Annotated in this window: 20 protein-coding genes; 7 read left to right on the top strand and 13 right to left on the bottom strand. The window is 35.0% G+C overall.

The genetic code is table 11. From position 1 onward, the window contains the following. Nucleotides 1–160: 160 nt before the first annotated feature. The 3 genes from ACHMWN_RS14915 to ACHMWN_RS14905 form a co-directional block, all read right to left on the bottom strand. A complete protein-coding gene (locus ACHMWN_RS14915; protein WP_397302654.1) occupies nucleotides 161–2,806 on the bottom strand; it encodes a carboxypeptidase regulatory-like domain-containing protein in 2,646 nt (881 codons plus the stop codon). Beyond that, entirely contained in the window at nucleotides 2,803–3,768 is a 966-nt protein-coding gene (locus ACHMWN_RS14910; RefSeq protein WP_397302651.1) for a GLPGLI family protein, read from the bottom strand. Before ACHMWN_RS14910 ends, ACHMWN_RS14915 begins: the two co-directional genes overlap by 4 nt. 106 nt (nucleotides 3,769–3,874) lie before the next feature. Continuing rightward, entirely contained in the window at nucleotides 3,875–4,849 is a 975-nt protein-coding gene (locus ACHMWN_RS14905; protein ID WP_397302650.1) for a GLPGLI family protein, read from the bottom strand. Nucleotides 4,850–5,248: 399 nt separating this feature from the next. Here ACHMWN_RS14905 and rplU point away from each other — a divergent pair, with 399 nt between their 5' ends. Both rplU and rpmA read left to right on the top strand, forming a co-directional pair. Then, nucleotides 5,249–5,560, top strand: coding sequence for a 50S ribosomal protein L21 (gene rplU, locus ACHMWN_RS14900; RefSeq protein WP_055133669.1), 312 nt, complete (start codon nucleotides 5,249–5,251; stop codon nucleotides 5,558–5,560). Nucleotides 5,561–5,617: 57 nt separating this feature from the next. After that, a complete protein-coding gene (gene rpmA / locus ACHMWN_RS14895; protein ID WP_397302646.1) occupies nucleotides 5,618–6,076 on the top strand; it encodes a 50S ribosomal protein L27 in 459 nt (152 codons plus the stop codon). A gap of 78 nt (nucleotides 6,077–6,154) precedes the next feature. Here rpmA and ACHMWN_RS14890 read toward each other — a convergent pair whose 3' ends face one another. From ACHMWN_RS14890 to ACHMWN_RS14850, 9 genes are all read right to left on the bottom strand, one after another. Continuing rightward, nucleotides 6,155–7,117: a polyprenyl synthetase family protein gene (locus ACHMWN_RS14890; protein WP_397302643.1), complete on the bottom strand. Its 963-nt coding sequence runs from the start codon at nucleotides 7,115–7,117 to the stop codon at nucleotides 6,155–6,157. Between the two features lie 117 nt (nucleotides 7,118–7,234). Then, a complete protein-coding gene (gene rnr / locus ACHMWN_RS14885; protein WP_397302640.1) occupies nucleotides 7,235–9,376 on the bottom strand; it encodes a ribonuclease R in 2,142 nt (713 codons plus the stop codon). Between the two features lie 133 nt (nucleotides 9,377–9,509). After that, nucleotides 9,510–11,228: an ABC transporter ATP-binding protein gene (locus tag ACHMWN_RS14880; protein ID WP_397302638.1), complete on the bottom strand. Its 1,719-nt coding sequence runs from the start codon at nucleotides 11,226–11,228 to the stop codon at nucleotides 9,510–9,512. Next, nucleotides 11,228–11,941, bottom strand: a complete 714-nt coding sequence (locus ACHMWN_RS14875; protein ID WP_397302636.1) for a 3'-5' exonuclease — start codon at nucleotides 11,939–11,941, stop codon at nucleotides 11,228–11,230. The genes ACHMWN_RS14880 and ACHMWN_RS14875 overlap by 1 nt, the downstream gene beginning before the upstream one ends. Before the next feature lie 256 nt (nucleotides 11,942–12,197). Next, entirely contained in the window at nucleotides 12,198–13,592 is a 1,395-nt protein-coding gene (locus ACHMWN_RS14870; RefSeq protein ID WP_397302633.1) for an arginine decarboxylase, read from the bottom strand. 168 nt (nucleotides 13,593–13,760) lie between these two features. Next, nucleotides 13,761–14,339 (bottom strand): PhnA domain-containing protein, encoded by a 579-nt coding sequence (locus ACHMWN_RS14865; RefSeq protein ID WP_397302630.1) that lies wholly within the window; start codon nucleotides 14,337–14,339, stop codon nucleotides 13,761–13,763. A gap of 59 nt (nucleotides 14,340–14,398) precedes the next feature. Continuing rightward, nucleotides 14,399–14,752, bottom strand: a complete 354-nt coding sequence (locus ACHMWN_RS14860; protein ID WP_397302627.1) for a hypothetical protein — start codon at nucleotides 14,750–14,752, stop codon at nucleotides 14,399–14,401. Nucleotides 14,753–14,839: 87 nt separating this feature from the next. Continuing rightward, the gene (gene ctlX, locus ACHMWN_RS14855) at nucleotides 14,840–15,751 is read right to left on the bottom strand and encodes a citrulline utilization hydrolase CtlX (RefSeq protein WP_397302625.1); all 912 of its coding nucleotides are present in this window, start codon (nucleotides 15,749–15,751) and stop codon (nucleotides 14,840–14,842) included. A gap of 94 nt (nucleotides 15,752–15,845) precedes the next feature. Beyond that, nucleotides 15,846–17,288 carry an arginine deiminase family protein gene (locus ACHMWN_RS14850; RefSeq protein WP_397302622.1) on the bottom strand — a complete coding sequence of 481 codons (1,443 nt, stop codon included), beginning with the start codon at nucleotides 17,286–17,288 and terminating at the stop codon, nucleotides 15,846–15,848. A gap of 139 nt (nucleotides 17,289–17,427) precedes the next feature. Between ACHMWN_RS14850 and argS the strand changes: the two genes are divergently transcribed. The 3 genes from argS to ACHMWN_RS14835 all read left to right on the top strand — a co-directional run bounded on the left by argS (nucleotide 17,428) and on the right by ACHMWN_RS14835 (nucleotide 20,840). Next, the gene (gene argS, locus ACHMWN_RS14845) at nucleotides 17,428–19,203 is read left to right on the top strand and encodes an arginine--tRNA ligase (RefSeq protein ID WP_397302619.1); all 1,776 of its coding nucleotides are present in this window, start codon (nucleotides 17,428–17,430) and stop codon (nucleotides 19,201–19,203) included. 381 nt (nucleotides 19,204–19,584) lie between these two features. Further along, nucleotides 19,585–19,857 (top strand): hypothetical protein, encoded by a 273-nt coding sequence (locus ACHMWN_RS14840; RefSeq protein ID WP_397302618.1) that lies wholly within the window; start codon nucleotides 19,585–19,587, stop codon nucleotides 19,855–19,857. A 209-nt stretch (nucleotides 19,858–20,066) separates the two neighbouring features. Next, on the top strand, nucleotides 20,067–20,840 hold the full coding sequence (locus ACHMWN_RS14835; protein WP_397302616.1) for a sulfite exporter TauE/SafE family protein: 774 nt from the start codon (nucleotides 20,067–20,069) through the stop codon (nucleotides 20,838–20,840). Between the two features lie 20 nt (nucleotides 20,841–20,860). Here the strand turns inward: ACHMWN_RS14835 and ACHMWN_RS14830 are convergent, their stop codons facing one another. Continuing rightward, nucleotides 20,861–21,985 (bottom strand): AI-2E family transporter, encoded by a 1,125-nt coding sequence (locus ACHMWN_RS14830; protein ID WP_397302615.1) that lies wholly within the window; start codon nucleotides 21,983–21,985, stop codon nucleotides 20,861–20,863. 333 nt (nucleotides 21,986–22,318) lie between these two features. Between ACHMWN_RS14830 and mnmE the strand changes: the two genes are divergently transcribed. Both mnmE and ACHMWN_RS14820 read left to right on the top strand, forming a co-directional pair. Beyond that, nucleotides 22,319–23,677 (top strand): tRNA uridine-5-carboxymethylaminomethyl(34) synthesis GTPase MnmE, encoded by a 1,359-nt coding sequence (gene mnmE, locus ACHMWN_RS14825; protein WP_397302612.1) that lies wholly within the window; start codon nucleotides 22,319–22,321, stop codon nucleotides 23,675–23,677. A 314-nt stretch (nucleotides 23,678–23,991) separates the two neighbouring features. Beyond that, on the top strand, nucleotides 23,992–24,846 hold the full coding sequence (locus tag ACHMWN_RS14820; RefSeq protein WP_397302610.1) for a GIY-YIG nuclease family protein: 855 nt from the start codon (nucleotides 23,992–23,994) through the stop codon (nucleotides 24,844–24,846). Nucleotides 24,847–24,924 lie beyond the last annotated feature (78 nt).

Here is a 24,924-nt window from a genome sequence, read left to right as displayed (position 1 = left end):
AGTCCAGCTTAATTCCTTTGAAAGGATATTGCTTCGTCATTCCCCTTGCAAAGACGAATTGCTTAAAAAAAAGCCCTTCAACTTTGCAGTTTCAGGGCTTCTCAATTGTTTGTGTGATTTATTAACTATTACTATTATTTCGCCCATCCAGGCTAATAACCTAAAAATTAAATGTAGCTTTCATCATTGCAACTCTGCCAGGGATATAATAGGTGCCTGATGAGAAAGAGTTGGCCGAAAGATAATTAGCTTCAAATTTTTTGATGTTTGCCAAATTTGTTACACCAAATTCTAAATCTGTTTTGAGTTTTTGAACTCTATATCTCACATTAAAATCAGCAAATAAATATTTTAGGTCTGGTTGCGTAGTTTGATGTGTGAAAATATGTTCAGCAGACAAGGTCATAAATACACTTTTAAATGCTGTTGTAGTTATTGATGATTGTTGTCTTAGCTGTTGATTATTGTTTTTAATTGCACTTGCACTAGTGGTTTTATTTTTGCTAATGGCATAAGTAGCATTGTATGACAAATTGATAAAGTTATTAATCTTAGAATCAATCCCTGCTTTATAAGATAATGACTGTGAAGTGAAAGGTAATAACTCATTGTTTTGCAATTGCTCAAATGTGGCTTGATTGAAACTTGCGCCAACGTTTACTGTGCTTCTTAATTTGAAAAGATATTTACTTGCATTTGCACCAAAAGCTAAGCTTTTCATATCGTTTGGCAATGATATAACCACACGTTGCTGTATGTTGTTAGATAGGCTATAAGAAGATATGGTATTTACGGTAGATGTAGTATAATTTGCGCTTAGGTTAAAGAAAAACATTTGCATCGCCTTGCGGAAATTAAAAGCTCCTCCAACAGATTGAGATTTACTTTCTGTTATTGGGGCATCATTAGCAAATAAAGACCTGTAATTCTTTAAAATTGTTCCGCGGTAAACATCATCTATACCTCCTAAGCTGTTGTTGTAGCTATAATTGGCGGTTACATAATTCTCTATGCCAGTTTGGTATTTAAAGCTTAAGGAAGGATTAACAAACATCCTGTGCAGGTTTTTGTCTAAACTCTTCGCTCCATCTTCATAGCTAATGTAATTGTAGCTAATAGGCAACCCAAGGCTTGCTTTAAAATTACCAGAGTTGTATTCGTAGGTGGCATCTGTATAGAATTTACTTTTTAACCACTCAAGATTATTGGTCATTTGTTGCGAAACCAATTCCGTATTGCCACTATTTTGTATACGATATAACTGTGAACCAAGTTCTTGATGTTGCACATTAAAACCAACTCTGTAAGTCTGTGTAAACTTGTTATTTACAAAGGCAAAAGCTGTGTAATTATTGGTGTACCAAGTTGGTAATTTAACATACTGATTTAAACCTGCAAATGGTTGGTTATTGTTTAATATGGCTTCATTTAATCCAGGGTTAATATTTAATATTTCAGGTTGGGATGTTCTGCTGATGAAAGAGAAAAAGTTAAGGGTGTTTTCTGATTTTAATTTTTTGCGATAACTCAGCTCATTAGAAATCTCAAAGTTTTTTTGGTTTAAAGCTTGGTTTGCGCCAATCCCATTAGTTACTATACTAGAAGCAGTATTGTTTAAGCTATAATTGGTTACTAGGTTATTGCTGAAATAATGATCATCAGCATTAGCCAAAACATTTAATTTAGCTTGGAACTTTTGTGGATTAATTGCATTTTGTTGCAATTCGTTATAAGTAATTGTTTGACCAGAAAGATAAGTCTCAGAGAATTTGCTGTATTGTTGGTCTCTTTGGTCGTATAGATATGCAACATTTGCTTTTACTTGTAACTCCTCGCTAAACTTATATAAGTTATTTAGGTTTGCCAATCCAGCTTTATTGAATAATGTTCTTTTTTGTGGCAGGGTAGGTACGCCAGCTGCACCTGCAGAAAGAAAACCACTTGGTCTATCATTACCTGAATTAAATGGATTAAAAGAGGTTAAATCTATACCAGGGTCTATGCCAACATTATTCCCTTTAATGTTATTAATGAATTTTGTTTTCTTTTTAAATAGCATGGCATTGGCATTGCCGTCAAACCGATCTGGAGTGCCTAAACCAGCTCTAATGTCGCCCATCACTTTTAATTTAGCTTCTTCTTTCATTACTAAATTTAAAGCGACATCATCGCTCATGTTATTTTTACGAAGCATTTTTATGGGTTGATCTTTTTCTATTACCTGCACTTTGTCTACAGCTCCTTGTGGAATGCTTTTAGTTCCGATACTATATTTGTCATCCAAAACATTATCTCCATCAATGTAAAGAGCAGAAATTCCCTTGCCATTGTAACTTACTTTGCCATCTTCACTAACTTCAATACCAGGCATTTTTTTTAGTACATCGCCAATAGATCTATCTTGTTTGTCGGCAAAATCAGAAGTTTTATAGCTCAAGGTATCGCCATTTACACTTAGCGCAGGGCGATTTTTTACCACAACAGTTTTGAGGTTAATCTCGCTATCTTTCATTACTAAATCGTAAACCTTAGCTAAATCAGTAACCGCTATGATTTTTTTCTCATAACCAATGGTAGTTGCTTCGATAGATAGGTCTTTATTTTCTTCAGTAAATGATAAAGTGAAATTGCCTTTATCATCAGTTCTAGTAAAACTTAAAATATTGCCTTCCTTGTCTTTTAAATTTACATTAGCGGATACAACAGGAGCTCCTTTTGTATCTTTTACTTTTCCCTTGATTTGTTTTTGCGCAAAGACGGATGCAAAACCAAATAAGAAAAATAGGGTGATGATTAACGCTCTCATTTGATTTCAGGTAATTCGATTGGATTGTTAATTATAATTTTAATAGGAGCACCACCACTTGGGCCACCAACTGTTCTTCTTATGCTGGTTCCTGTAGCCATAGTAATACCTTGAGCTGCCATTTGTGCATTCATAAAGCCTTGTGGGTCTTTATCTCTTGCTTCTTTTAGCTTGTCTAGGTCTTTTCTAGTTGTTTTTACGGCATCTGCTGGAAGTTTAATTTCTGCACCTAAATAAGTTGTGCCCACATCCATACCCACAATTTTTACTGTACCTGTACCACCTCCAGGAACAGTGATTTTTGGATCATTGGCTGCAGCTGTTTTTACGTCTTCTTCTTTTACGTTTTCAAAACCAGCAAATTTGAATTGAACAGTTCTGGTTTCATCATAAGCCTCAACAATTAATCCTGGTAAGCCATTTAGTTTCCAAGGTCCGCTTTGAAATGGCAGGTCTGGAGCAAACCAAGCCGTCCAGTTTCTGCCTTTAAAATGTGCCGTAGCTTTTTGACAATGTACACCTGAAAGACTTGTGGTGTCTTTAGCTATTTTCCAGCTTATTTTAGGAACATCTTCTTCAACCAAGTAATTGGTAACCAAACGTTCTTTGGTGTAGAACTTATTTTCATTTACAAAGTAAAAATAATCAAGGTCTGAAACTCGTGTTGTTCCTGTTCTGTTTATATTAATACTAAAATTACCAGAACCAGCTTGGTTTTTCATTTGTTCTGCAATTGCCTTTTGCATTTCTATATCACGATTTATCTTATCGTAACTTGTGTAAACAGAAGCATTTTTGCCAATAACCAACAACATATTCTCGGTATAGGGTTTATCTTTCTGAGTGGTATCTTGTAGGTGTATAAAGCTATATCTAACTCTAGCTAAAGCTTTATCTGGGTTTTGTGCAAAGGCAGCTGCTGCAGTTGCCAGCATTAAAAAGGTGGTTAAAAAGATTTTCATTTGTCTGTTTGTTTGGTTATTAATATTATTTATAAGTCTGAGCCTATCGAAGACTATTGTTATCCTTCAACAAGCTCAGGATGACAATCGACTTTTAGCTCTCTAATTATTTCTTTTCAGGTAATTCAATAGGATTATTCAAAACAATTTTTGGTAAAACTGGACCTGAAGGTCTTGACATCGCCACACCAGTTACAGTGATGATACCTTCATTACTGCCAGCCATTTGGGTTTTCATAAATCCCTGTGGGTCTTTGTCTCTGGCTTCTTTTAATTTGTCTAGCTCCTGTCTGGTTGCTTTTATTGCATCTGCTGGGAGTTTAATTTCATTTCCTAAATATGGGCTAACACTATTTACGCCACCGGCTCCACCACTAAATACTGCAACACCTCCATCAGAAACAGTTACTTGGGTTCCACTATTTACACTTGTTTTTGTAGGTTCGTTTTGTGCTTCACCCACATTCTCCATTCCTGCAAATTGGAAGGAAACGGTCTTTGTGTCATCGTAAGCTTCGATGATTAAACCAGGTAAACCATTTAACTTCCATGGTCCGCTCTGGAAAGGTAATTCGGTAGCGTACCAAGCCGTCCAGTTTCTGCCTTTAAAAGTTGTGGTTGCTTTTTGACAATGAACCCCAGAAAAACTGGCGGTGTCTTTTGTGATTTTCCAATTGATTTTTGTTGTTGGTTCTTCTACCAAATAGTAATTGTAAACTCGTTCTTTAGTATAAAATTTATTCTCTTTAGCGAAGTAGAAGTAATCTGTTGATGAAGTAGGGGTGTAACCATTACTTTTAACTGAAATACTGACATTGGCATTGCCGGCTTGATTTTTCATTTGTTCCTCTATCTGTTTCCTCCTTGCTAATGTTTGATTGATTTTATCGTAGCTCGTATAAACTGAAGCATTTTTGCCCACTAACAATAACATGTTCTCTTTGTAAGGCCTGTCTTTTTGAGTAGTATCTTGAATGTGTGTAAAGTTGTAACTCACTCTAGTTAATGCCTTGTCAGGATTTTGTGCAAATGATGCAGTACCTATTGATAATGCAATTAAAATGGTCGATAAAGTTTTCATATCATTTAGTTAGTTGTAATTAATTATTCGTAAATCTACGATTATTTCGTAATATTGAAAATGATTTAACATTTTTTAACGAATGAAGATATTTTATCAATTTTAATACGGTATTTAATATCAGACTCTAAATAACATTAACCTGTCCTACATAAATATAATAGAAGTAATCATGCTGTTAAGCAAGTAAAAAAGAAAGTAGATCACATTCTTCAATAGATACAAATTTCTGTTCAAAACTTATTTTTCTATTAAAACGATTAAAGAGATTTGATTAAGAGCTACGTCTATTAACTATTGTTATAAATTATTTTCGCTATCTGTTTGTGTTTGAATAGTATTTATTCTATATTTGCACCTCGATAAAAAATATACAATTTAAAAAATAATTATTTAACAATGTACGCAATAGTAAATATAGCAGGACAGCAATTCAAAGTTGCAAAAGACCAGCACCTTTTTGTACACCGTTTACAAGGAGATGAAGGCGCTAGTATTGAATTTGACAATGTATTGTTGGTTGATAATGGTGGTAAAATTACAGTAGGGGTTCCTGCAGTAAAAGGTGCATCGGTTACAGCTAAAATCGTGTCTCATTTAAAAGGTGATAAAGTAATCGTTTTCAAAAAGAAACGTAGAAAAGGTTACAAAAAGAAAAATGGTCACCGCCAGTATTTCACTAAAATCCAGATTGAGAGTATCACTCTGTAGTTAATTTTTTGTTTAATTGTCAAATTGGGTTTCCCAGTTTAAAAAATATAAAATCAAATGGCACATAAAAAAGGAGCCGGTAGTTCTAGAAACGGACGTGAATCGCATAGCAAGCGTTTAGGTATCAAGATCTTTGGTGGTCAAGAAGCTATCGCTGGAAACATCATCGTTCGTCAACGTGGTACTAAACATCATCCAGATAAAGGAGTAGGTATTGGTAAAGATCATACTTTATTCGCTTTAGTACCTGGTGTAGTAACTTTTAAAAAGAAACAAGATAACAAATCTTATGTTTCTGTATTACCTGTAGTTGCTGAAGATGCACCTGTTAAAACAGCAACTAAAAAAGTTGTAGCTAAAAAAGCACCTGCAAAAAAAGCAGTTGAAGCAAAACCAGTAGTAGCTAAAGAAACAGTAGCAAAAGCACCTGCAAAAAAAGCAGCAGCTCCTAAAGCGACAGCAAAAGCACCAGCAAAAAAAGTAGCTAAAGCTGACGATACAACTGCAGCTGAATAATATTTGTAATCTAATTACAATAAAAAAGCCTCGATAATTTATCGAGGCTTTTTTTGTTAATCTTTGTTGGAAGAGAATTTATTTCTCTCTATCTAAAATTTGCTGTACCAATTCTCTAAAATTAGCTTTCTTTTCATCAGCGACTGCTAAACTATCCAATGCTAAATTTGCTTTTGTTAGGTATTTATTCATTTCTAAGATGGATAGGTCCTTTATTTCATATTTGTCGTACAACTCCTTCACTGCATTTATTTTGTCTATTTTATTGTCTGTAATGCTTATAAGATTTTCTTTTTCATTTTCTTGGGCTAGGGATAATGTTTTTAAATGCAGGAAAGTTTTTTTGTTGGCGATAATGTCACCACCAACCTGCTTTCCAAATTTTTCTGGATTACCGTATACATCTAAAATATCATCTTGTAATTGAAAGGCAACCCCCAAGTTTTCACCGAAATTATAGAGTAATTCAGCATCAGCTGAACTTGCTCCGCCAACAATTGCACCTAATTTCATTGCTCCACCTAATAAAACAGCTGTTTTAAGACGGATCATTTCTAAATATTCGGATATGCTCACGTCACTTCGTTGTTCAAATTCCATGTCTAACTGCTGGCCTTCACAAACTCCTTGAGCGGTAGCATTAAACGTATCTAATACTGGTTTTAATACGTTAATGTCTACTTTTGATAAATGTTTGTTTGATTCAACCATCATTACATCCCCACTTAAAATGGCATTGTTATTTCCCCATTTTTCGTGTACGGTCTGCTTACCACGACGCAAAGGGGCATTGTCCATAATGTCGTCGTGTACCAAAGTGAAATTATGGAAGGTTTCTATGGCCAAAGCCACATGTAATGCTTTATAAACTTCAGTAGTAAATAGTTCTGTGGCCATTAAAACCATTACTGGTCTTATTCGTTTGCCGCCTAAACTCATTATATAACGAATAGGCTCATATAAATTTGCTGGATGTTTTGGATATTCTATTTGAGGTATAGCTTTCTCTATTATTTCTTGTAACTGTGTAGAACTGTGCATTATTTAAGGGTTAGTCATGGTGCTAAAAGCTTGTTGCTTTTCATCATTAGAAAGAATTTCAATAGCTACTTGCTTATTCAATTTTATTCCTATTTATCTTTTGTTTGTTTATGTAAATTAATCTTGTATCAATGAAAAATCGATTTGACGTTTAGAAAGATCTACTTTTTTAACTTTTACTTGAACTTCGTCTCCTAATTGGTATTTTTTATGCTTACGCTGGCCAACAATACAGTAATTTTTTTCATCCCAAACGTAAAAATCATCAGTTATATCTCTTAAACGAATCATTCCTTCACATTTGTTCTCTGAAATCTCTACATACATTCCCCATTCAGTTACACCAGAAATTATTCCAGTATATATGCTTCCAATGTTATCTTCTAAATATTCAGCTTGTTTATATTTAATAGAAGCTCTTTCTGCATCGGAAGCTCTTTTCTCCATAGCAGATGAATGAGAACTTGCTGCTTCATATTCTTCGGCATTTGCTGAGCGACCACCATCTAGATATAAAGCTAATAAGCGATGGACCATTACATCCGGATAACGACGAATAGGAGAGGTAAAGTGCGTATAATGATCAAAGGCTAAACCATAATGACTTGTTTTTTTAGTGGTATAAATTGCTTTAGCCATCGAACGAATAGCTAATTGTGTTAACATATTCTGTTCTTTTTTTCCTTCCACATCTTCCATTAAAAAATTTAAAGATTTGGCGATGTCTTTATCACTCTTTGTATTGATTTTATAACCAAAGCGAGAGGCAAAGGCAGCAAAATTGTTTAAATTCTCTAGGTTAGGTGAATCGTGAGAACGATAAACGAAGGTATACTTATTTTTTCCATTGCCTTTTTTAGCAATAAATTCGGCTACTTTTTTGTTCGCCAATAGCATAAAATCCTCAATTAGTTTATGCGCATCTTTGCGTTCTTTGATGTACACACCAATTGGTTTTCCGCGTTCATCGAGTTTAAATTTAACCTCAGTACTTTCGAAACTAATGGCGCCATTTTTAAACTTTCTATCACGTAAAATGTACGCCAGTTCATTTAGTTTTAAAATCTCCTCTGCGTAATCGCCAGCTTTCGTTTCTATAACTTCTTGTGCTTCTTCGTAACTAAAACGTCGGTTAGAGTGGATGGTTGTTCTACCAAACCATTCATTTTTAATGTTTGCCTCTTCATCTAATTCAAAAACAGCAGCAAAACATAATTTATCTTCATTTGGTCGTAATGAACATACGCCATTGCTTAATCTTTCCGGTAGCATGGGTATCACGCGATCAACCAAATAAACAGATGTAGCACGCTCGTAAGCCTCTTTATCTAATGCGCTATTAGGTTTTACATAATGAGATACATCTGCAATGTGCACACCAACTTCATAAGTTCCATTTGGTAATTTTTTAAAAGAAATGGCATCGTCAAAATCTTTTGCATCAGCAGGGTCGATGGTAAAAGTTACGGTATCTCTGAAATCTTTTCTTCCCTTTTCATTTATTTCAGCTTCGCTAACCGTTTCCGGAATTGCATTAGCTTCTTTTTCAACTTCAGGAGGAAAACTTAAAGGAAAACCATATTGAGCCAAGATGGCATTCATTTCGGTATCGTTTTCGCCTTGCGTACCTAAAACATTTAGAATTTTTCCTATTGGATTTTTTGCTCCTTCTGGCCAATCGGTAATGCCTACTTGTACTTTCTGACCATTTTTTGCACCATTTAAATCGCTCAATGGCACAAAAATATCATGCAACATTTTACGATCATCGGGGATAATGAAAGCAAAACGTTCAGAAACCTTTGCAACACCAATGAAATCTGTTTTTGCTCTGGTTATAATTTCTACAATCTCACCTTCGTTTCTACGTCCACTTGTTTTTTTACCAAAAACGTGAACTTTAACAATATCCCCATGTAAAGCATTGCGTAACTTACGTGGGGCAACAAAAATGTCTTTCTCAAATTCATCATCCGGTACAATAAAAGCTGAGCCATCGGCAGTCATGTCTACTTTACCAGTAATGAAAACTTTCTGGTCTTTTAGCTTAAATTTACCGCGTTCAGGCCGAATGAATATTCCATTTTCTGTCTGCTCTATTAAAACTTCTAAAATGGTATCAACTGCGGCTTTATCACTTAAATTTAGCTTGGCAGCAACTTGTTTATGATTTAGTGCAACATTTTTGTTTTTCTCGAAAATATCACTAATCAGCTGTATTAAAACGAGTTTAAATTGAGAATTTTTGTTTTTTGCCATAGCTATTGATATATCTTATCGAAGATAGTAATTGTAAATTTACGTTAGGTTATTTTTTATGAGAAATAACCGTTTCTACAACACAATTAAACTATATTTTGATTTCTAGTTAAGAAAATAAGTTAATGAAATGTTAAATAGCTATACTTCCAGTACCTGGAATTGCAGCGATTAGTTTTTTAGTATATTCTGCTTTTGGAGAATTATAAATTATTTCTGGAAATCCTTCTTCTTCAACTTTTCCTTTATTCATTACAATCATTCGATCCGAAATGTGTTTAACAACTGCTAAATCATGAGAAATGAAGATATAGGTTAAGCCAAATTCTTGCTGAAGTTCTCTTAGCAAGTTTAAAACTTGCGCCTGAACGGAAACATCTAATGCCGAAACAGATTCATCACAAATGATAAATTTAGGTTGCAAGGCCAGTGCTCTAGCAATTACAATACGTTGGCGTTGTCCACCAGAAAACTCATGTGGATAACGATCAAAATGCTCTGGATTTAAATTTACCTTTTCTAATAAATGTAAAACGTGTGCTTTACGCTCTTGATCTGTGTTAAATACATGATGGACTTGCAAAGGCTCCATTATGGCATTACCAACAGTTATTTTAGGATTTAAAGAAGAATACGGGTCTTGGAAAATGATTTGTACATCTCTCCGCATTTTTCTTAAATCAGTTTTGCTAGCTCCGAGTAAATCTGTTCCGTTAAAGATGATTTTGCCAGAAGTAGGTTCTACTAAACGTAAAATACTTCTTCCTAAAGTTGTTTTACCACAGCCAGATTCGCCGACCAAACCTAAAGTTTCTCCAGGAAAAACATCGAATGTAATATCGTCTACTGCTTTTACAAAGGAAGTAGCTTTACCAAATAATCCTTTTTTTACGGGATACCAAGTACACAAATTCTGCACTTGCAATAAGGGTTGTTGTGTATATAATTCGTGTCTTCGTTGTTCAATTTCTTGATTCGTATAGCTATTAATATCAAGCAAATGCCTAACCGCTACATTTTTATCTTCATTTAAAAAATCGGCAACAATAGGGAGTTTTTTTAAACGTCGTTGTGGAGCTGGTCTACACGCTAAAAGTCCTTTTGTATACGGATGCTGTGGGTTGTTGAATAATTCTTTCGCTGGCCCTTGCTCTACAATATTGCCTTTGTACATCACTAAAAGTTCATCGGCTATTTCGCTAATTACAGCCAAATCATGTGAGATGAAAATCAAACCCATGTTCCGCTCATTCTTTAAACGAAGCAATAAATCCAAGATGGTTTTCTGAACAGTTACATCTAAAGCAGTGGTTGGCTCATCCGCAATTAGTAACTCGGGATTACAACTTAAAGCCATGGCAATCATTACACGTTGCTTTTGTCCACCAGATAATTGATGCGGATAACTTTCGAAAATTTGCTCAGGGCGGGGGAGTTGCACCTCTTTAAAAAGTGAAATAGTTTGCTCTTTTGCGGTTGCTTTATTTACATTTTGATGCAACATAATCGCTTCCTGAACCTGATAACCGCAGGTAAACACAGGATTTAAAGAAGTCATCGGTTCCTGAAAAATCATGGAGATTTTATTCCCGCGAAAATTCCTGATTTCATGATCAGATAAATTCAATAAACTGATGTTATCAAAGTCTATTTCGCCTGAAATATTGGTGTTTTTAGAATCATGCAAACGCATAATAGAAAAAGAAGTAACGGATTTTCCAGAGCCAGATTCACCAACAATGCCTAAAACCTTTCCTTTTTCAAGTTTAAAACTAACTTTATGTACAGCTTCCGACCAAGTTTTTTCTTCTCGGTTATAAAATTCTATGGCGAGTTCTTTTACGTCTAACATTACTTCACTAAGGTAATATTTTCTGTTGAAATTGCATCTAGTCCTTTAAAGCGTAACAGAATTTGTGCAGTGGTAATTACATCTTTCTGACAGTAGGTCACAATGCGTTGTAAATCCTTTTCTTGGTAATACACATCTTTTACCATACTTCCATCAATATCATCTTTTGGGGTAGGGATATTGAAAATAGCTGCCAATAAATTTAAGGAAGTATAGTTTTTGTAATCTCCAAATTTCCATAATTCCATAGTATCGAGGTGATTAATTTCCCAAGGTTTTTTACCTGCAATTTCCAATTGAGGTGGAATTGGAATACTGTTCACTAACATTCTACGGCATAAATATGGAAAATCAAATTCTTTACCGTTATGTGCGCATAGCATTAGGTCTTTTGGTTGCTTTGAAAGTAATGCATTAAATTGAGTTAATACCTCTGTTTCGTTATCACCAAAATAAGAGTTTACTCTGAAATGTAGTTTGCCTTTGTGTGTATGAAATAAACCTACGCTAATGCAAATGATTTTTCCAAATTCAGCCCAAATGCCAGCTCTTTCATAAAAGTCAGCAGGTGTTTTATCGTCTTTTCGAAGAAATTGAGTTTTGCTATCCCACAAGGATTGCATTTGTAATGGCATCTGTTCAAAATATTCATATAAGGGAATAGTTTCGATGTCGATGACAAAAACCTTATTTAAGTTAACGTCTTTAAGCATAAGCATAAATGTTTAGATGTAAATTTAAATAGGGAAATTGAAGATAGAGAAAATTGTTGGGTTTATATAATTCGTCATTCCAGTGAATCCCAATAGCTATTGTGAGGGAATCTTAATGCGGTGAAGATTGCAGGGCAGTTGCTTTTGTGAGGCACGAAGCAATCTCCTAATTTATAGTTTATTACGCAAGGACGCTTAGTTAGTGTATAAAAAAAATCCTTCCCAATTTCTCGGAAAGGATTTAATCTTTTATTTTCTAAGAAGTATAACCCAGAATTTTTAATACCTGTTTACTATTTTGTTCTTCTCCAAAAACTTCAAAATTGAACGTTTCATCTCTATTTCTGCGAATAATCACATGTTTAGGACTAGGCAATAAGCAGTGATGAATACCTCCGTAACCACTTAAAACTTCCTGATAAGCACCCGTATTAAAGAAACCAAGGTATTGTACTTTACGCGTTTTCGGCATAAATACACTATTCATGTGTGCTTCTTGGTTATAATAATCCTGACCATCGCATGTAATACCACCTAAGTTTACACGTTCGTATTCGGCGTCCCAGTTATTAATTGGTAATAGGATATATTTTTGGTTCAATGCCCAAACATCTGGTAAGTTAGTGATAAACGAACCATCTAACATTAACCATTTTTCACGGTCATTTTGTTGTTTACGACCTAATACTTTATATAAAATACCTGAAGCTTCTGCAACGGTATATTTTCCAAATTCAGTAATAATATCTGGTTCAACCACATCATGTTCTGCACAAATTTCTTTAATCCGTTTTACGATTTCATTTACCATGTATTCGTAATCGAAATCAAATACCAAACTATCTTTAAATGGCATTCCACCACCAATATCAAGTGTATCTAACTCTGGATTAATTTTTTTGAACTTGCAATACAACGTCACGTATTTTTCTAATTCGTTCCAATAATACGGCGAATCAGTAATACCCGAGTTGATGAAAAAGTGTAATAATTTAACTCTGAAGTTAGGATTAGCAGATATTTTATTGTTGTAAAAATCAATAACATCTTCCATACGCACCCCTAAACGAGAGGTATAGAATTGTGAATCTGGTTGTTCCTCAGCAGCAATACGGATTCCTAAATTACAAGGCGTATCCATCTCTACTTCATCATCATACAAGTTAAATTCTTCTTTATTATCTAACACGGGGATGATGTTTTTATACCCATCGTGCAACATATCAATAATATATTGCTTGTATTGATAGGTTTTAAACCCATTACAAATTACAGTAATGTCTTTCGTTAATGCCCCTTTTTTCTCCAACGCCTCAATCATTGGCATATCAAACGCCGAAGAAGTTTCTAAGTGGATTCCATTTTTTAAGGCTTCCTCTACAATATGCTTAAAGTGAGAGCTTTTTGTGCAGTAGCAATATTTATAATCGCCACGGTAATTATTCTTGATGATAGCCTGTTGAAACAACAACTTAGCTTGTTGTATCTTCTTACTAATCATTGGTAAATAAGTGAAACGCAATGGCGTACCATAGGTTTCTATCATTTCCATTAAATTTAGATCCTGAAAATATAATTCATCGTCTATAACGCTGTAACCTTCTTGTGGAAAGCCAACACTTAGATCAAGAAATTCGGAGTAACTCTGCATTTATTCAAATAATTTTTGCAAAAATGTAATTTTAAATCGAGAAATAATGTAGTAGTTTAAAATTATTCGGCATAATACTAAAAGTTTGACTAAAGGGATATAATTAATTCATAACAGTTGAAAAGTAGAAACTGTTTTCCATTGGCAATTTAAGCCTTGCTGTCCATATCATCCTTTTCTCAAATATTTAGTCAAAATCACAATGGTTTGCCCTTCTACTTTACCTTCAATCTGTTCAATGTTATCGTGCACCAAACGAATGTTCTTTACCACAGTGCCTAATTTTGCACTAATGGTAGAACCTTTAACATCTAATGTTTTAATTAACACCACAGTATCGCCTTCAAGTAAACGTGCACCATTACTATCTTGATGAAATTCTACCGTTCCATCTTGCTCATGGTCGCCAGTTTTTTTAGCCCACTCCAAAGTTTCCTCGTCAAGGTATAAAATATCTAAACTATCTGCTGCCCAACCTTCGTTTCTTAATCTGCTCAACATTCTCCAAGCCATTACTTGTACTGGTGCAAATTCCGACCACATGGTTTCGGTTAATATTCGCCAATGCTCAGGATTAATTTGCTCTGTTTTTTCAATTTGGTCTAAACAAGTTTTACAAACTACAATGCTATTATCGGTATTGGCATTACTTATAGGTGGAACTTCGTAAACGGATAAATTCGAATTAGCTGTGCATAATTCGCATTGATGAGTAGAGCGTGTTAATAACTGTTCTAGTAAAGACATTGAATTTAGATTTTCTGCGAAAATACTAAATTAATTTAAGGAAGCTTGAGGAGTAGGAGCTATTGCAATTTTAGCACTACGCCATAAGTTTTATCTTTGATTTCTGTTTTAGATAGAATTTCGAATTTGTAGGTAACATTGTCTGCTTTGACTGTGATCAAGCTACCACTAATTTTATAGGTACCTCGCCACCTAATATCTCCACCAGGTAATATATCAGCAACGCCATCTGGTTTTAAAGTAAGTTGCCATCCTGAATCATACGGGTTCGTACTTGCTTTGAAATCTTTTTGTAAAAACACTTTTTCTTGGTCGACTATAAGTTGATCTTTTTTGCAACTACTTACTAAGAAAATAGCAGTAATAAGAAGCGCAATAAACGTTTTTAGAGTGGTAAATTTCTGGTTCATCATTATGAATTAGTTTAGGTCTATAGGCCTATACGTTTACTTATTCAAAAACGCTACAGGTATAAATTTTATACGATGAGAGAATTCAACTTATTTAACCGGCAGATGTATTTCTGCTAACATACATCTTGCGCTACCACCACCATTTTTTTCTATGGTGTATAACGGGGCATAAATCAGCTTACAATGTTTTTCTAATGCAATTACTTGGTCTTTTTCTAAGGACAAATACGCTTGCTCTGACATTACCAATAATCTTTCCTTATTTTTATTTTGAACTTGAAGCATATTGCCAGCAAAGTGATTCATCTGATCAAAGCTAATGGTTACGATTTCTTTGCCCGTACTGCTTAAACGTTGTTTTACGTTCTCTTTTTCCTGTTGGTTAGGGATTGAATCAAAACAAACCACAGCAAACGTATCTCCAATGCACATCATCACATTGGTATGGTAAATAGGGAAATTAGTTTCATCTATAGCCTGAAAACAAACAGGAGTGTAGCCAGTTAACATGCAAAAGTTATTTAAAACTTCCTCATCCGTTCGCACACTTAAACAGGCATAAGCAATTTTGTTTTCACGATCTAAAACCATGCTTCCTGTGCCTTCTAAAAATAAAACCTGCTGCTCAAAAAAACTTAAATCACTAATGTGGTTTACTTCAAATTGCTGTGAAAGTTGATCTATAATATCTTTTCTACGCTCCCAACGTCTATTTTCTGAAAACATAGGGTATAAGTAAACTGATCCGTCATCATGAAAAGAAACCCAATTGTTTGGGAAAATAGAATTTGGAGTTGCTGGATCTAATGTGTCATCTATTACAGTGACATCCACTCCATTAGTGCGCAGCATTTTTACAAACCCATCAAACTCTGCTAAAGCCTGCTGTTGTACATCGCTTTGCTCAGTTGCTTGCTGAAATTTATTATTACCTGCCGTTTGTTCGTTGAACTTAAAATCAACTGGGCGGATCATTAAAATATGGTTAGTTGTTTGCATACTTGTAGTTCAATCGTTCATTGGTTCACTTGTTCATTAGGCTAATTGCTTATTAGTACGCCCTACCGAATGAACTAATGACTAATAAACTCTTTTAAATGTCATCCCTCAAAATTGGTAAACTCATACAATGAAATCCTCCACGTGCTCTGGATAATTCTGCCGAAGGCATTAAAATTAGTGTATCGGTTATTTCATCTGCAGTTGTCTTACCACTTTCTAGGTCATTAATTAACTCTTTAACATTGATGACGTTAAACCCATTGTTTTTAAAAGCTTCAACCGTTTTATCGTTACGATCGTAACCCAATACAACCCCTTCTTTAATGGCTAATAAATTACACGAATCCGTCCATTGCTCACGAGCATCGTATGGAAATACACCACTACCGCTATAAATAAATTTAGTAGGTGCAGTGCTTTTCAGGTCATTCTTACTAATGTCTTCAAAAAGCTCTTCCATGCTCTTATAATGTTTCGGAGCACGTTTATCTTTGTAAAACTGAATAATTTCAGTCTGTTCTTTTGGTTCTGGTTGTACTAAGAAATCAATTGGATTTTGCTGTTTGTTTTCCTCAACGCTCGCAATAGAATGCAATAACACCCAGGTATCTCTTTTCACTTGTGTAAATACAGTATCCAAATGCATAAAATCTCTTTTATTCGGAATACGCACTACAGTAACTTTTTCTACCACATTGTTATCGAACAACAATTTCATGGCTTCATTTGCACCATAAGGCGAAGTACGTTCGCTGCAACCAATCAATACATGGTTTTTGCTAATCATCATCACGTCGCCACCTTCTAGGGTAGTTCTGTTTTCTAATTCTTCTCCCGGACGTAAAAAATGATGCTCCCCATCAGGGATTTCTAAGATGTTATCTCTATAATTTTCGAATAAGCTATGATTAAAGAAGATGTAACGCATCAATAAACTTTCACGTACCCTTGCTTTTTTAGCCGGCTTATTTAATAAAATGAAATTGTTGATGGTGGTACCCACATCTCTCGTAAAAATTAAATTCGGAATAGGAGAGAAGATCATTCTTCCATCTGGTAAAGAGCCAGAAATCAATGTTTTTGCTAATTCTTTAGGGTCCGTATCAATTAATTGAAGTTGTAATTTATAGCTACAGCCTTCTATTGCACAAACAGAAGCTGCTAATTTCTTTCTAATGGAAGCATCTGTTAAAATTTCCCCTAGTAATTGTTGTAGTTCAATCACATGAGTAGAGGCATGGAAATCTTTGCTATCTGGTTTAAAGAAGCTACGGTCTGCTTTTTCCGAATCAATATCCGCCAGTTTACCTTTTATCTTAGTTGGATCTAAGAAATACATCAGCAATTTAACGTAATAATCATATTCATCTTTGCGGATGGTATCCAAATGCACAATGTCTTCAAAAAGCCAATCTTGTGCTTTAGAAGGCACTACTTTACCTATTCCACTATCAGGACTATGGATCAGCAATTTACGTAACCTGCCGATTTCGGAATTTACATTCACTTTAAAATTTTCGTTCTGTCCGCTCATATATTGGTTTGTCGTTATGCAAAGCTATTAGATTTTTTGAGAGTCCGAAAGTCAGAAAGACCGAAAGTTGAGGTAACTTATCTTTCATCGGACTTCCTGACTCTTTTGACTTCCCGACTTCTTTGCCTATTTTTGAACCATGAATTTTATCATTACCGAAACACTTAACGCAATTAAGCAAATTTACAACGAAGAAATTGCAGAGAGTGTCATCAATATACAAGAAACCCGTAAAGAATTTGAAGGTCAGATTACGATCGTAGTTTTTCCGATTGTACGTTATTCAAAGAAATCTCCAGAAGAAACTGCAACTGCCATTGGCCAATATTTAGTGCAAAATGTTGAACAAGTTACCGCTTTTAATGTGGTTAAAGGCTTTCTAAATCTCAGCATTGCGGATAGTTATTGGCTAAACTTATTCAATAACGATCTATTGAGCAATGATTTTGCGAAGGTAAAACCAAACGGACAAAAGGTAATGGTCGAATATTCTTCGCCAAATACCAACAAACCCTTACACTTAGGCCATGTGCGTAATAATTTGTTAGGCTATGCAGTAGCCGAATTGTTAAAAGCGGATGGTTACGAAGTGTTTAAAGTGAATTTGGTAAACGATAGAGGAATTCACATTTGTAAATCGATGTTGGCTTGGGAGAAATGGGGCAACGGAGAAACACCAGAAAGTTCGAACTTAAAGGGTGATCATTTAGTAGGAAAATACTACGTCATTTTTGACAAAGAATATAAAAAAGAAATAGAGGCCCTTGTTGCTGAAGGACAAACCGAAGACGAAGCCAAGAAAAATGCACCGTTAATTAAAGCCGCCCAGCAGATGTTATTGGCTTGGGAAGCAGGCGACGAACATGTGATTTCACTTTGGAAAAAGATGAATGGTTGGGTGTACGATGGTTTTGCAGTAAGCTATAAAAACTTAGGTGTAGACTTTGACAAATACTATTACGAAAGCAATACCTACCTTTTAGGAAAAGATACCGTTGATGAAGGTTTGGAAAAAGGAGTTTTCTTTAAAAAAGAAGATGGTTCGGTATGGATTGATTTAACGGACGAAGGATTAGACCAGAAATTGGTATTACGTGCCGATGGTACTTCGGTGTACATTACCCAAGATTTGGGTACTGCACAAATGAAGTACGACGATTACCACATGGATCAATCTATATATGTGGTGGGTAATGAACAAGATTACCATTTCAAAGTGCTGTTTCTGATTTTAGAGAAATTAGGCAAAAGCTGGGCGAAAGGATTACACCATTTATCGTACGGTATGGTAGATTTACCTAGTGGGAAAATGAAAAGTAGAGAAGGAACCGTAGTGGATGCAGATGATTTAGTAGCTGAAATGATTGAAACAGCGAAACAAAAAACAGAAGCATTAGGTAAAATAAACGATTTCTCGGATGCAGAAAAAGAGGAACTGTATTACAACATTGGTTTAGGCGCTTTAAAATACTTCCTACTCAAAGTAGAACCTAAAAAACGTTTACTGTTCGACCCATCAGAATCTATAGATTTTCAAGGTCATACAGGACCGTTTATTCAGTATACACACGCTCGTATTAAATCGCTATTAAGTAAAGCAAATTATAAACTAATAGCTGGTGAGAAATTAGTACATGTGCCATTATCCGCTACAGAACTAGATATGATTATGCTATTAGCTAAATATCCAGAAGAAATTGCCAATGCAGCAAAAGCATACAGTCCAGCGTTTTTAGCGAATTACTTATACGAAGTGGCTAAAGTGTTCAATAAGTTTTACCACGAAGTACCACCTATCGTAAAAGAAGAAAATACAGCATTAAAACAACACCGTTTAAACATTTGCAAGCTGACAGCGGATGTACTAAAAAGCGGGACAAAGATTTTAGGTATTAATGTGCCGGAAAGAATGTAAACCTGATGGTTTGTTAGTTTTTTGGTTCATTAGTATCATTTGTTCAATTGGCAATACGCTGTGCGTTCTGTCGAGCCTAAGCACTAATTTTCTGCTACTAAAATCGCCCTTGGCTGGTGCGGGTGTACCAATTTGCTATACCTAGAATCTTTAATAGCATCAGGCGCAGGCGTGGCTTTTTTTGGTGACTTTTTTCAGCTACTGGAAAAAAGTTACACCCCGTAGGGATTGCCCTTTGAAGGGCGTAGTTCATTCGTTCATTAGTTTCATTTGGAAATATGTGTTGTCGAGTCAAAGCACCAATTTGATCTATTTAAATAAGGATATCCAAAACATATTTTAGTCACTAACTGTTGATATAGAACCTTAATACAGTTACAAATGTTACTCAAGGCTATACTCATTAATTTGCTCTTACTAGGTGTTTACTGCACCCTAATTACCACTGGTGCGGCTCCCGCTGATAGAGGCTTTAGTATTGCTATTGCTGGAGGTATATGCATAGCTATGCATGTGGTAATAAACATTATTGCTGGTTTGATTTTGCTGGTAATGGGGAAAGATGAGATTGCTAAAGCACTATTAATCTCTGGAGGAATACTTGCTCCAGTTGGCTTCGTCAGCTGGTTAATCCTACTCAGTATCTTTGGATAAGGTTGTTATCTATTTAGATAATAATTCATTAACATCGTTGATTCATTCATTAATTTGGCAACACTAGTTTTGTCACCCTGAATGAAATGAAGGATCTAATTACATTCAAAAGAAAATTCTATCGAATGATATCTTACCAAACCAAAAAAATGAATAAATTCATCAATTCGATCTGATCCGATAGCTATCGGATGACAAAAATGCTCTGAATGACAAACTATATCCAAGAACTCATATTACTATGCTTAGCAGCATTTGCTGCAGGTTTTATCGATGCCATTGTTGGCGGTGGTGGTTTATTACAAACCCCAGCTACCTTACTTATTTTACCACACTATCCAGTCGCAAGTATTTTCGGTACTGTTAAAATTCCATCTTTGGCAGGTACTACTGTAGCTGCGTATAAATATTCCAAACAAGTAAAATTCAAGTATAACGTGTTAATTGCTTGTGTAATTGCAGCCTTTTGTGCGGCATTGTTAGGAGCCTATTCGGTCAGCATGATTAACAATGCAGTCATTAAGCCGGTTATCTTAGTGGTGTTAATCCTAGTAGCAGTGTATACGTATTTCAATAAACAATTTGGCATCCATCAGCATAAAGCACATTCTGTACAAAAACAGGTGTTATTGGCAGGTTTCTTCGGGTTGATTATCGGTTTTTACGATGGTTTAATTGGACCAGGAACAGGCTCTTTTTTGATTTTGGTGTTTATTGCATTCCTAGGTTTTGATTTTGTTGGTGCAAGTGCACATGCCAAAATCGTAAACATGTCTACTAATTTAGCAGCGCTAATTTACTTTAGTTCAACGGGACATGTGTTGTATCAATATGCAATCCCTATGGCACTATTCAATATATTAGGCTCATTTTTTGGTGCAAAATTAGCACTGCTCAAAGGCAATAAATTTATCCGTATTTTCTTTTTAATCGTTGTTTTTGGAACAATTTTACGCTTTGCTTATGATGTTCTACTGAAATAGAATCACCTACAATCACTTTCTTACTTCTTATCAATAGTTCCAGCCTTTGTACTTACAGGAGAGAGTTTTCTGAATTTTGGAAAAGTTAAGGGACTTTTATTAGGTCTCTCATCACCCAATAACACACCCCACTGTTTAAATGATTCACTACGATCGAAAATGATTTTTAATACCGCAATAATTGGCATCGAGAGAAACATCCCGGAGACCCCAGCAATACTTCCACCAATAAATACGCCCACAATAGAAACCAGTGCATTAATTTTAATTTTTGATCCTACAATACGAGGCATCAAAATATTATTATCTAAAAACTGAACAAAGGCAATAACCCCTAGCACCGTAACCACTGGCCACAATTCGGTAGAGGAAGTTAAGGTTAAGAGCACGCCTATTACGTTGCCAATTAGGGCACCTACATAAGGGATTAAATTTAAGATAGCGAAAATAACACCAATTAAAAGCGCATGTTTAATGCCAATTAAAAGTAAAATCCCGCCTAAAAGGATGGTCATGTATGTAATTTGAATCAACAAACCAACAAGATAACTTTTAATAATCGATTCAGTTTCATACACCGCATCTTTAACCTTAGCATGATCATCTGTTTTAAACCACAAAAACACAAAACGCAGTAAAATATCTTTATAAAATAGAATCAGATAGATATAAATTGGCAACAAACCCACAAATACAAATACCCCACTTAAGGTTACAAAAGCACCACCAGCTGCCGATCCAGCCATACCCAATAGATCATCACTTTTTGTCTTGATGAAATTTTCCTGCTTACTCACACTCATCTTCGTAAAGCCGCTTATCCATTCCTTTAAACTTTGTAAGTGCTTGGCTACGTTTTGTTTAATCTGAGGGAAATCATCTACCAAAATACCTACCTGTGCCGATAAAAACCATACAATTCCTGCAATAAAGAGGAGTACTAGTAAAATTGGCAAAATGATAGAAAGTGATTTAGGTACGTTGCGTTTTCGTAAAAACCGATATATTGGCAACAACATAATACTGATGAAAAATGCCATAATTACAGGCATAAAAATGTCACGTCCAACCACTAAAATGACAACAACAAGCGAAACGCCTAATAATTCTATGGACCGTTTTACGGTAAGTGGATATTGATTCATCAATGGTTTGTTAGTTTTCAGGTGTTAAACACTAAGATAGGGAATTTGTTTGGCTGTTTAGAAAGAAAGAAAATAATGAGCGAACTCAAATTCTTCCTTTTTTCTCCCACATTCCTCCTAGTGTGCTCCTGCATTTCTCCTACAAAACGCGGTTTGAGAAGAACAAACCTAGGGTAAATCTCGAAGAACACTAGGAGAACTTTACTTTTAGACTGACATATCCGGACATGCACAGACAATTTCGGACATAAAAACGGTTGGAAGACGGGACGTGAGCAATTTGACCTAGCACTAATAAAAATATACTTATTTTTGTGCTTCACTGACATAGAAATGTATACAACAGATACCATTATTGCTTTATCTACACCTCCAGGCAGCGGCGCTATTGGCGTTATTCGTTTATCAGGTCCAGATGCCATCAACCTAACCAATCAGGTTTTTGCAGGAAAAGATTTAACGAAACAAGCTTCGCATACCTTGCATTTCGGCTTAATTAAAGATGAGGAACTTATTGTAGATGAGGTGGTTGCAGGGTTATATGTAGCCCCAAAATCATATACAAAAGAAAATGTAGTAGAAATTTCATGTCACGGTTCCAATTACATTATTCAGCAGATTTTGAATTTATTGATTAAAAAAGGAGCAAGAGCCGCCAAACCAGGCGAGTTTACGTTAAGAGCATTTTTAAATGGGGCATTCGATTTAAGTCAGGCAGAAGCCGTAGCAGATTTAATTGCATCGGATAGTAAAGCATCCCATGATGTAGCCTTACAACAAATGCGTGGCGGTTTTTCGAGCGAATTAAAAGATTTACGGGAGCAGTTAATTCATTTCGCTTCTATGATTGAATTAGAACTCGATTTTGCGGAAGAAGATGTAGAATTTGCCAATCGTGAACAGCTCAGGGCCTTAATTTTGAAAATCAATAATGTGTTGTACCGTTTGATCTCTTCTTTCGAGATGGGCAATGTGTTAAAAAATGGCGTTCCCATTGTGATCGCAGGTAAACCGAATGTAGGGAAATCAACCTTGTTAAATGCCTTATTAAACGAAGAAAGAGCAATTGTATCCGACATTGCAGGTACTACACGTGATACCATCGAAGACGAACTCAATATCAATGGGGTCATTTTCCGATTTATAGATACTGCTGGTATTCGCGATACAGCAGATATTATTGAGGCAAAAGGGGTAGAACGTACCTTAGAGCGAATGAAGCAAGCAAAACTGATCTTATATATGGTTGATGCCTTACAAACGCCAACTGAACTAGAAGAGCAATTGAATGATTTGAAGAAAATTGACATTCCGTATTTGGCCATTGTAAATAAAGCTGATTTGTTTACCGAGGAACAAAAAACAGCTTTTGCCCAGCAAGAGGTGTTGTTTTTATCCGCCAAAGATGGCATAGGGGTAGAAGAATTGAAGTCAACACTCTTAGAAAAAGTAAACCTTCATCACATTAATACCAGCGAAACGCTAGTGAGCAACATTCGCCATGTAGAGGCTTTAAAGAATACAGAGAAAGCCTTGCATAACGTGCTAAACAATATCGATAATCCTGTTACTTCAGATTTTTTAGCGATGGATATTAAACAGGCATTACATTATTTAGGAGAAATTACGGGTACCGTTACGACAGATGATTTACTGGAGAATATATTTAGTAAGTTTTGTATTGGGAAGTAGAAGTGCATAGTTTAAGGCTAAATACAAACTTGAGTTGTCTTAGCGATTTGTTCAAAGGTTAAATTTTACATATTGAACTTATATTAGATTTTATTAAAAATAGAATACTTTTGAAGAAGTAAATAAAACCTTTCAGCACATAAAACAGAAAAATTAATTTAGGATTATTTATTTGCAGAACACCAACCTCATTCAAGGAGAAAAACCAAGTTTACTAAAACGCAAAAAATTAGGCGATAGAATATTGAAAAGAATAATGTACTTTGTAGGAACATTTATAAATGGAATGGTGGTTGATTCCTTAAAATAACGATATGAATTCATTTGGAAAAACTATAAGATTATTTTTAGTAGATGGAACAACAAATGGCTTAATAACTGCTGAGCTGAGTAATTGGACTGGTATTGGTGTTAAGGTGCCACGAATTAAAATTAAAGAATATAATAATAGGCCAGAATTTCAAAAGCCTGGAGTTTATATTTTAATTGGGAAGGGTGAAAATAATGAAGATTCAGCATATATTGGCGAAGCTGAAGTAATTGCGGATCGTTTATCTCATCATAGAGCAAATACTAGTAAAGATTTCTGGACAGAAGCAATATTTTTTGGCAGTAAAGATAAATACTTAAATAAAGCTAGTATTAAGTATTTGGAAAATAGATTGCATGATTTAGCGATAAAAGCTGGAAGATATGCTATTAATCAAAATATACCCACTCGGTCAGAATTGTCTGAAGCCGAACAAGCCGAATTAGAAGAGTTCCTAGCACACATAAAAGTATTAACAGCGACATTGGGTCATAAATTATTTGAATCACTAGAAGAAACCATTGAAAATAAAACTATCCAAAATCATGTTTTTTATTGCAAAAATAGTTTAGGGGCAGATAGTAAAGGAAGCCCATCAACCGAAGGTTTTGTAGTCTATAAAGGATCTTTGCTTATAGTTAAAGAGCAACCTTCTTTAACATATAGTATTCGAATGGAAAGAGAGAAATTACTTAAAGATGGAATTTTAGAATTACAAGGTAAATTCTATATATTAAAAAAAGATTATGTCTTTACATCTTCCTCAAGGGCTGCTGCTGCAACTCTTGCAAGATCGTCAAGTGGACCATTAGAATGGAAAACAGAAGACGGTGTTCAATTAAAACATTTTGAATTGTAAGCTTTACTATTTCCCCCTCTAGCGCAAGCGTCCTGCTTGTGATACTTAAATTACTAGTTAAGACAATTTAAAGCATTC

The organism is Pedobacter sp. UC225_61, from assembly GCF_044452285.1.
Lineage (GTDB): Bacteria > Bacteroidota > Bacteroidia > Sphingobacteriales > Sphingobacteriaceae > Pedobacter.
Note: the sequence above shows the minus strand (reverse complement) of the source record. Positions and strands in the feature narration are given on the sequence as shown.

Bases quoted from the DNA above. Each gene is read 5' to 3' on its own strand.
- ACHMWN_RS14915 (WP_397302654.1), bottom strand. From the start codon at position 2,806: ATGAGAGCGTTAATCATCACCCTATTTTTCTTATTTGGTTTTGCATCC.
- ACHMWN_RS14910 (WP_397302651.1), bottom strand. From the start codon at position 3,768: ATGAAAATCTTTTTAACCACCTTTTTAATGCTGGCAACTGCAGCAGCT.
- ACHMWN_RS14905 (WP_397302650.1), bottom strand. From the start codon at position 4,849: ATGAAAACTTTATCGACCATTTTAATTGCATTATCAATAGGTACTGCA.
- rplU (WP_055133669.1), top strand. From the start codon at position 5,249: ATGTACGCAATAGTAAATATAGCAGGACAGCAATTCAAAGTTGCAAAA.
- rpmA (WP_397302646.1), top strand. From the start codon at position 5,618: ATGGCACATAAAAAAGGAGCCGGTAGTTCTAGAAACGGACGTGAATCG.
- ACHMWN_RS14890 (WP_397302643.1), bottom strand. From the start codon at position 7,117: ATGCACAGTTCTACACAGTTACAAGAAATAATAGAGAAAGCTATACCT.
- rnr (WP_397302640.1), bottom strand. From the start codon at position 9,376: ATGGCAAAAAACAAAAATTCTCAATTTAAACTCGTTTTAATACAGCTG.
- ACHMWN_RS14880 (WP_397302638.1), bottom strand. From the start codon at position 11,228: ATGTTAGACGTAAAAGAACTCGCCATAGAATTTTATAACCGAGAAGAA.
- ACHMWN_RS14875 (WP_397302636.1), bottom strand. From the start codon at position 11,941: ATGCTTAAAGACGTTAACTTAAATAAGGTTTTTGTCATCGACATCGAA.
- ACHMWN_RS14870 (WP_397302633.1), bottom strand. From the start codon at position 13,592: ATGCAGAGTTACTCCGAATTTCTTGATCTAAGTGTTGGCTTTCCACAA.
- ACHMWN_RS14865 (WP_397302630.1), bottom strand. From the start codon at position 14,339: ATGTCTTTACTAGAACAGTTATTAACACGCTCTACTCATCAATGCGAA.
- ACHMWN_RS14860 (WP_397302627.1), bottom strand. From the start codon at position 14,752: ATGATGAACCAGAAATTTACCACTCTAAAAACGTTTATTGCGCTTCTT.
- ctlX (WP_397302625.1), bottom strand. From the start codon at position 15,751: ATGCAAACAACTAACCATATTTTAATGATCCGCCCAGTTGATTTTAAG.
- ACHMWN_RS14850 (WP_397302622.1), bottom strand. From the start codon at position 17,288: ATGAGCGGACAGAACGAAAATTTTAAAGTGAATGTAAATTCCGAAATC.
- argS (WP_397302619.1), top strand. From the start codon at position 17,428: ATGAATTTTATCATTACCGAAACACTTAACGCAATTAAGCAAATTTAC.
- ACHMWN_RS14840 (WP_397302618.1), top strand. From the start codon at position 19,585: ATGTTACTCAAGGCTATACTCATTAATTTGCTCTTACTAGGTGTTTAC.
- ACHMWN_RS14835 (WP_397302616.1), top strand. From the start codon at position 20,067: ATGACAAACTATATCCAAGAACTCATATTACTATGCTTAGCAGCATTT.
- ACHMWN_RS14830 (WP_397302615.1), bottom strand. From the start codon at position 21,985: ATGAATCAATATCCACTTACCGTAAAACGGTCCATAGAATTATTAGGC.
- mnmE (WP_397302612.1), top strand. From the start codon at position 22,319: ATGTATACAACAGATACCATTATTGCTTTATCTACACCTCCAGGCAGC.
- ACHMWN_RS14820 (WP_397302610.1), top strand. From the start codon at position 23,992: ATGAATTCATTTGGAAAAACTATAAGATTATTTTTAGTAGATGGAACA.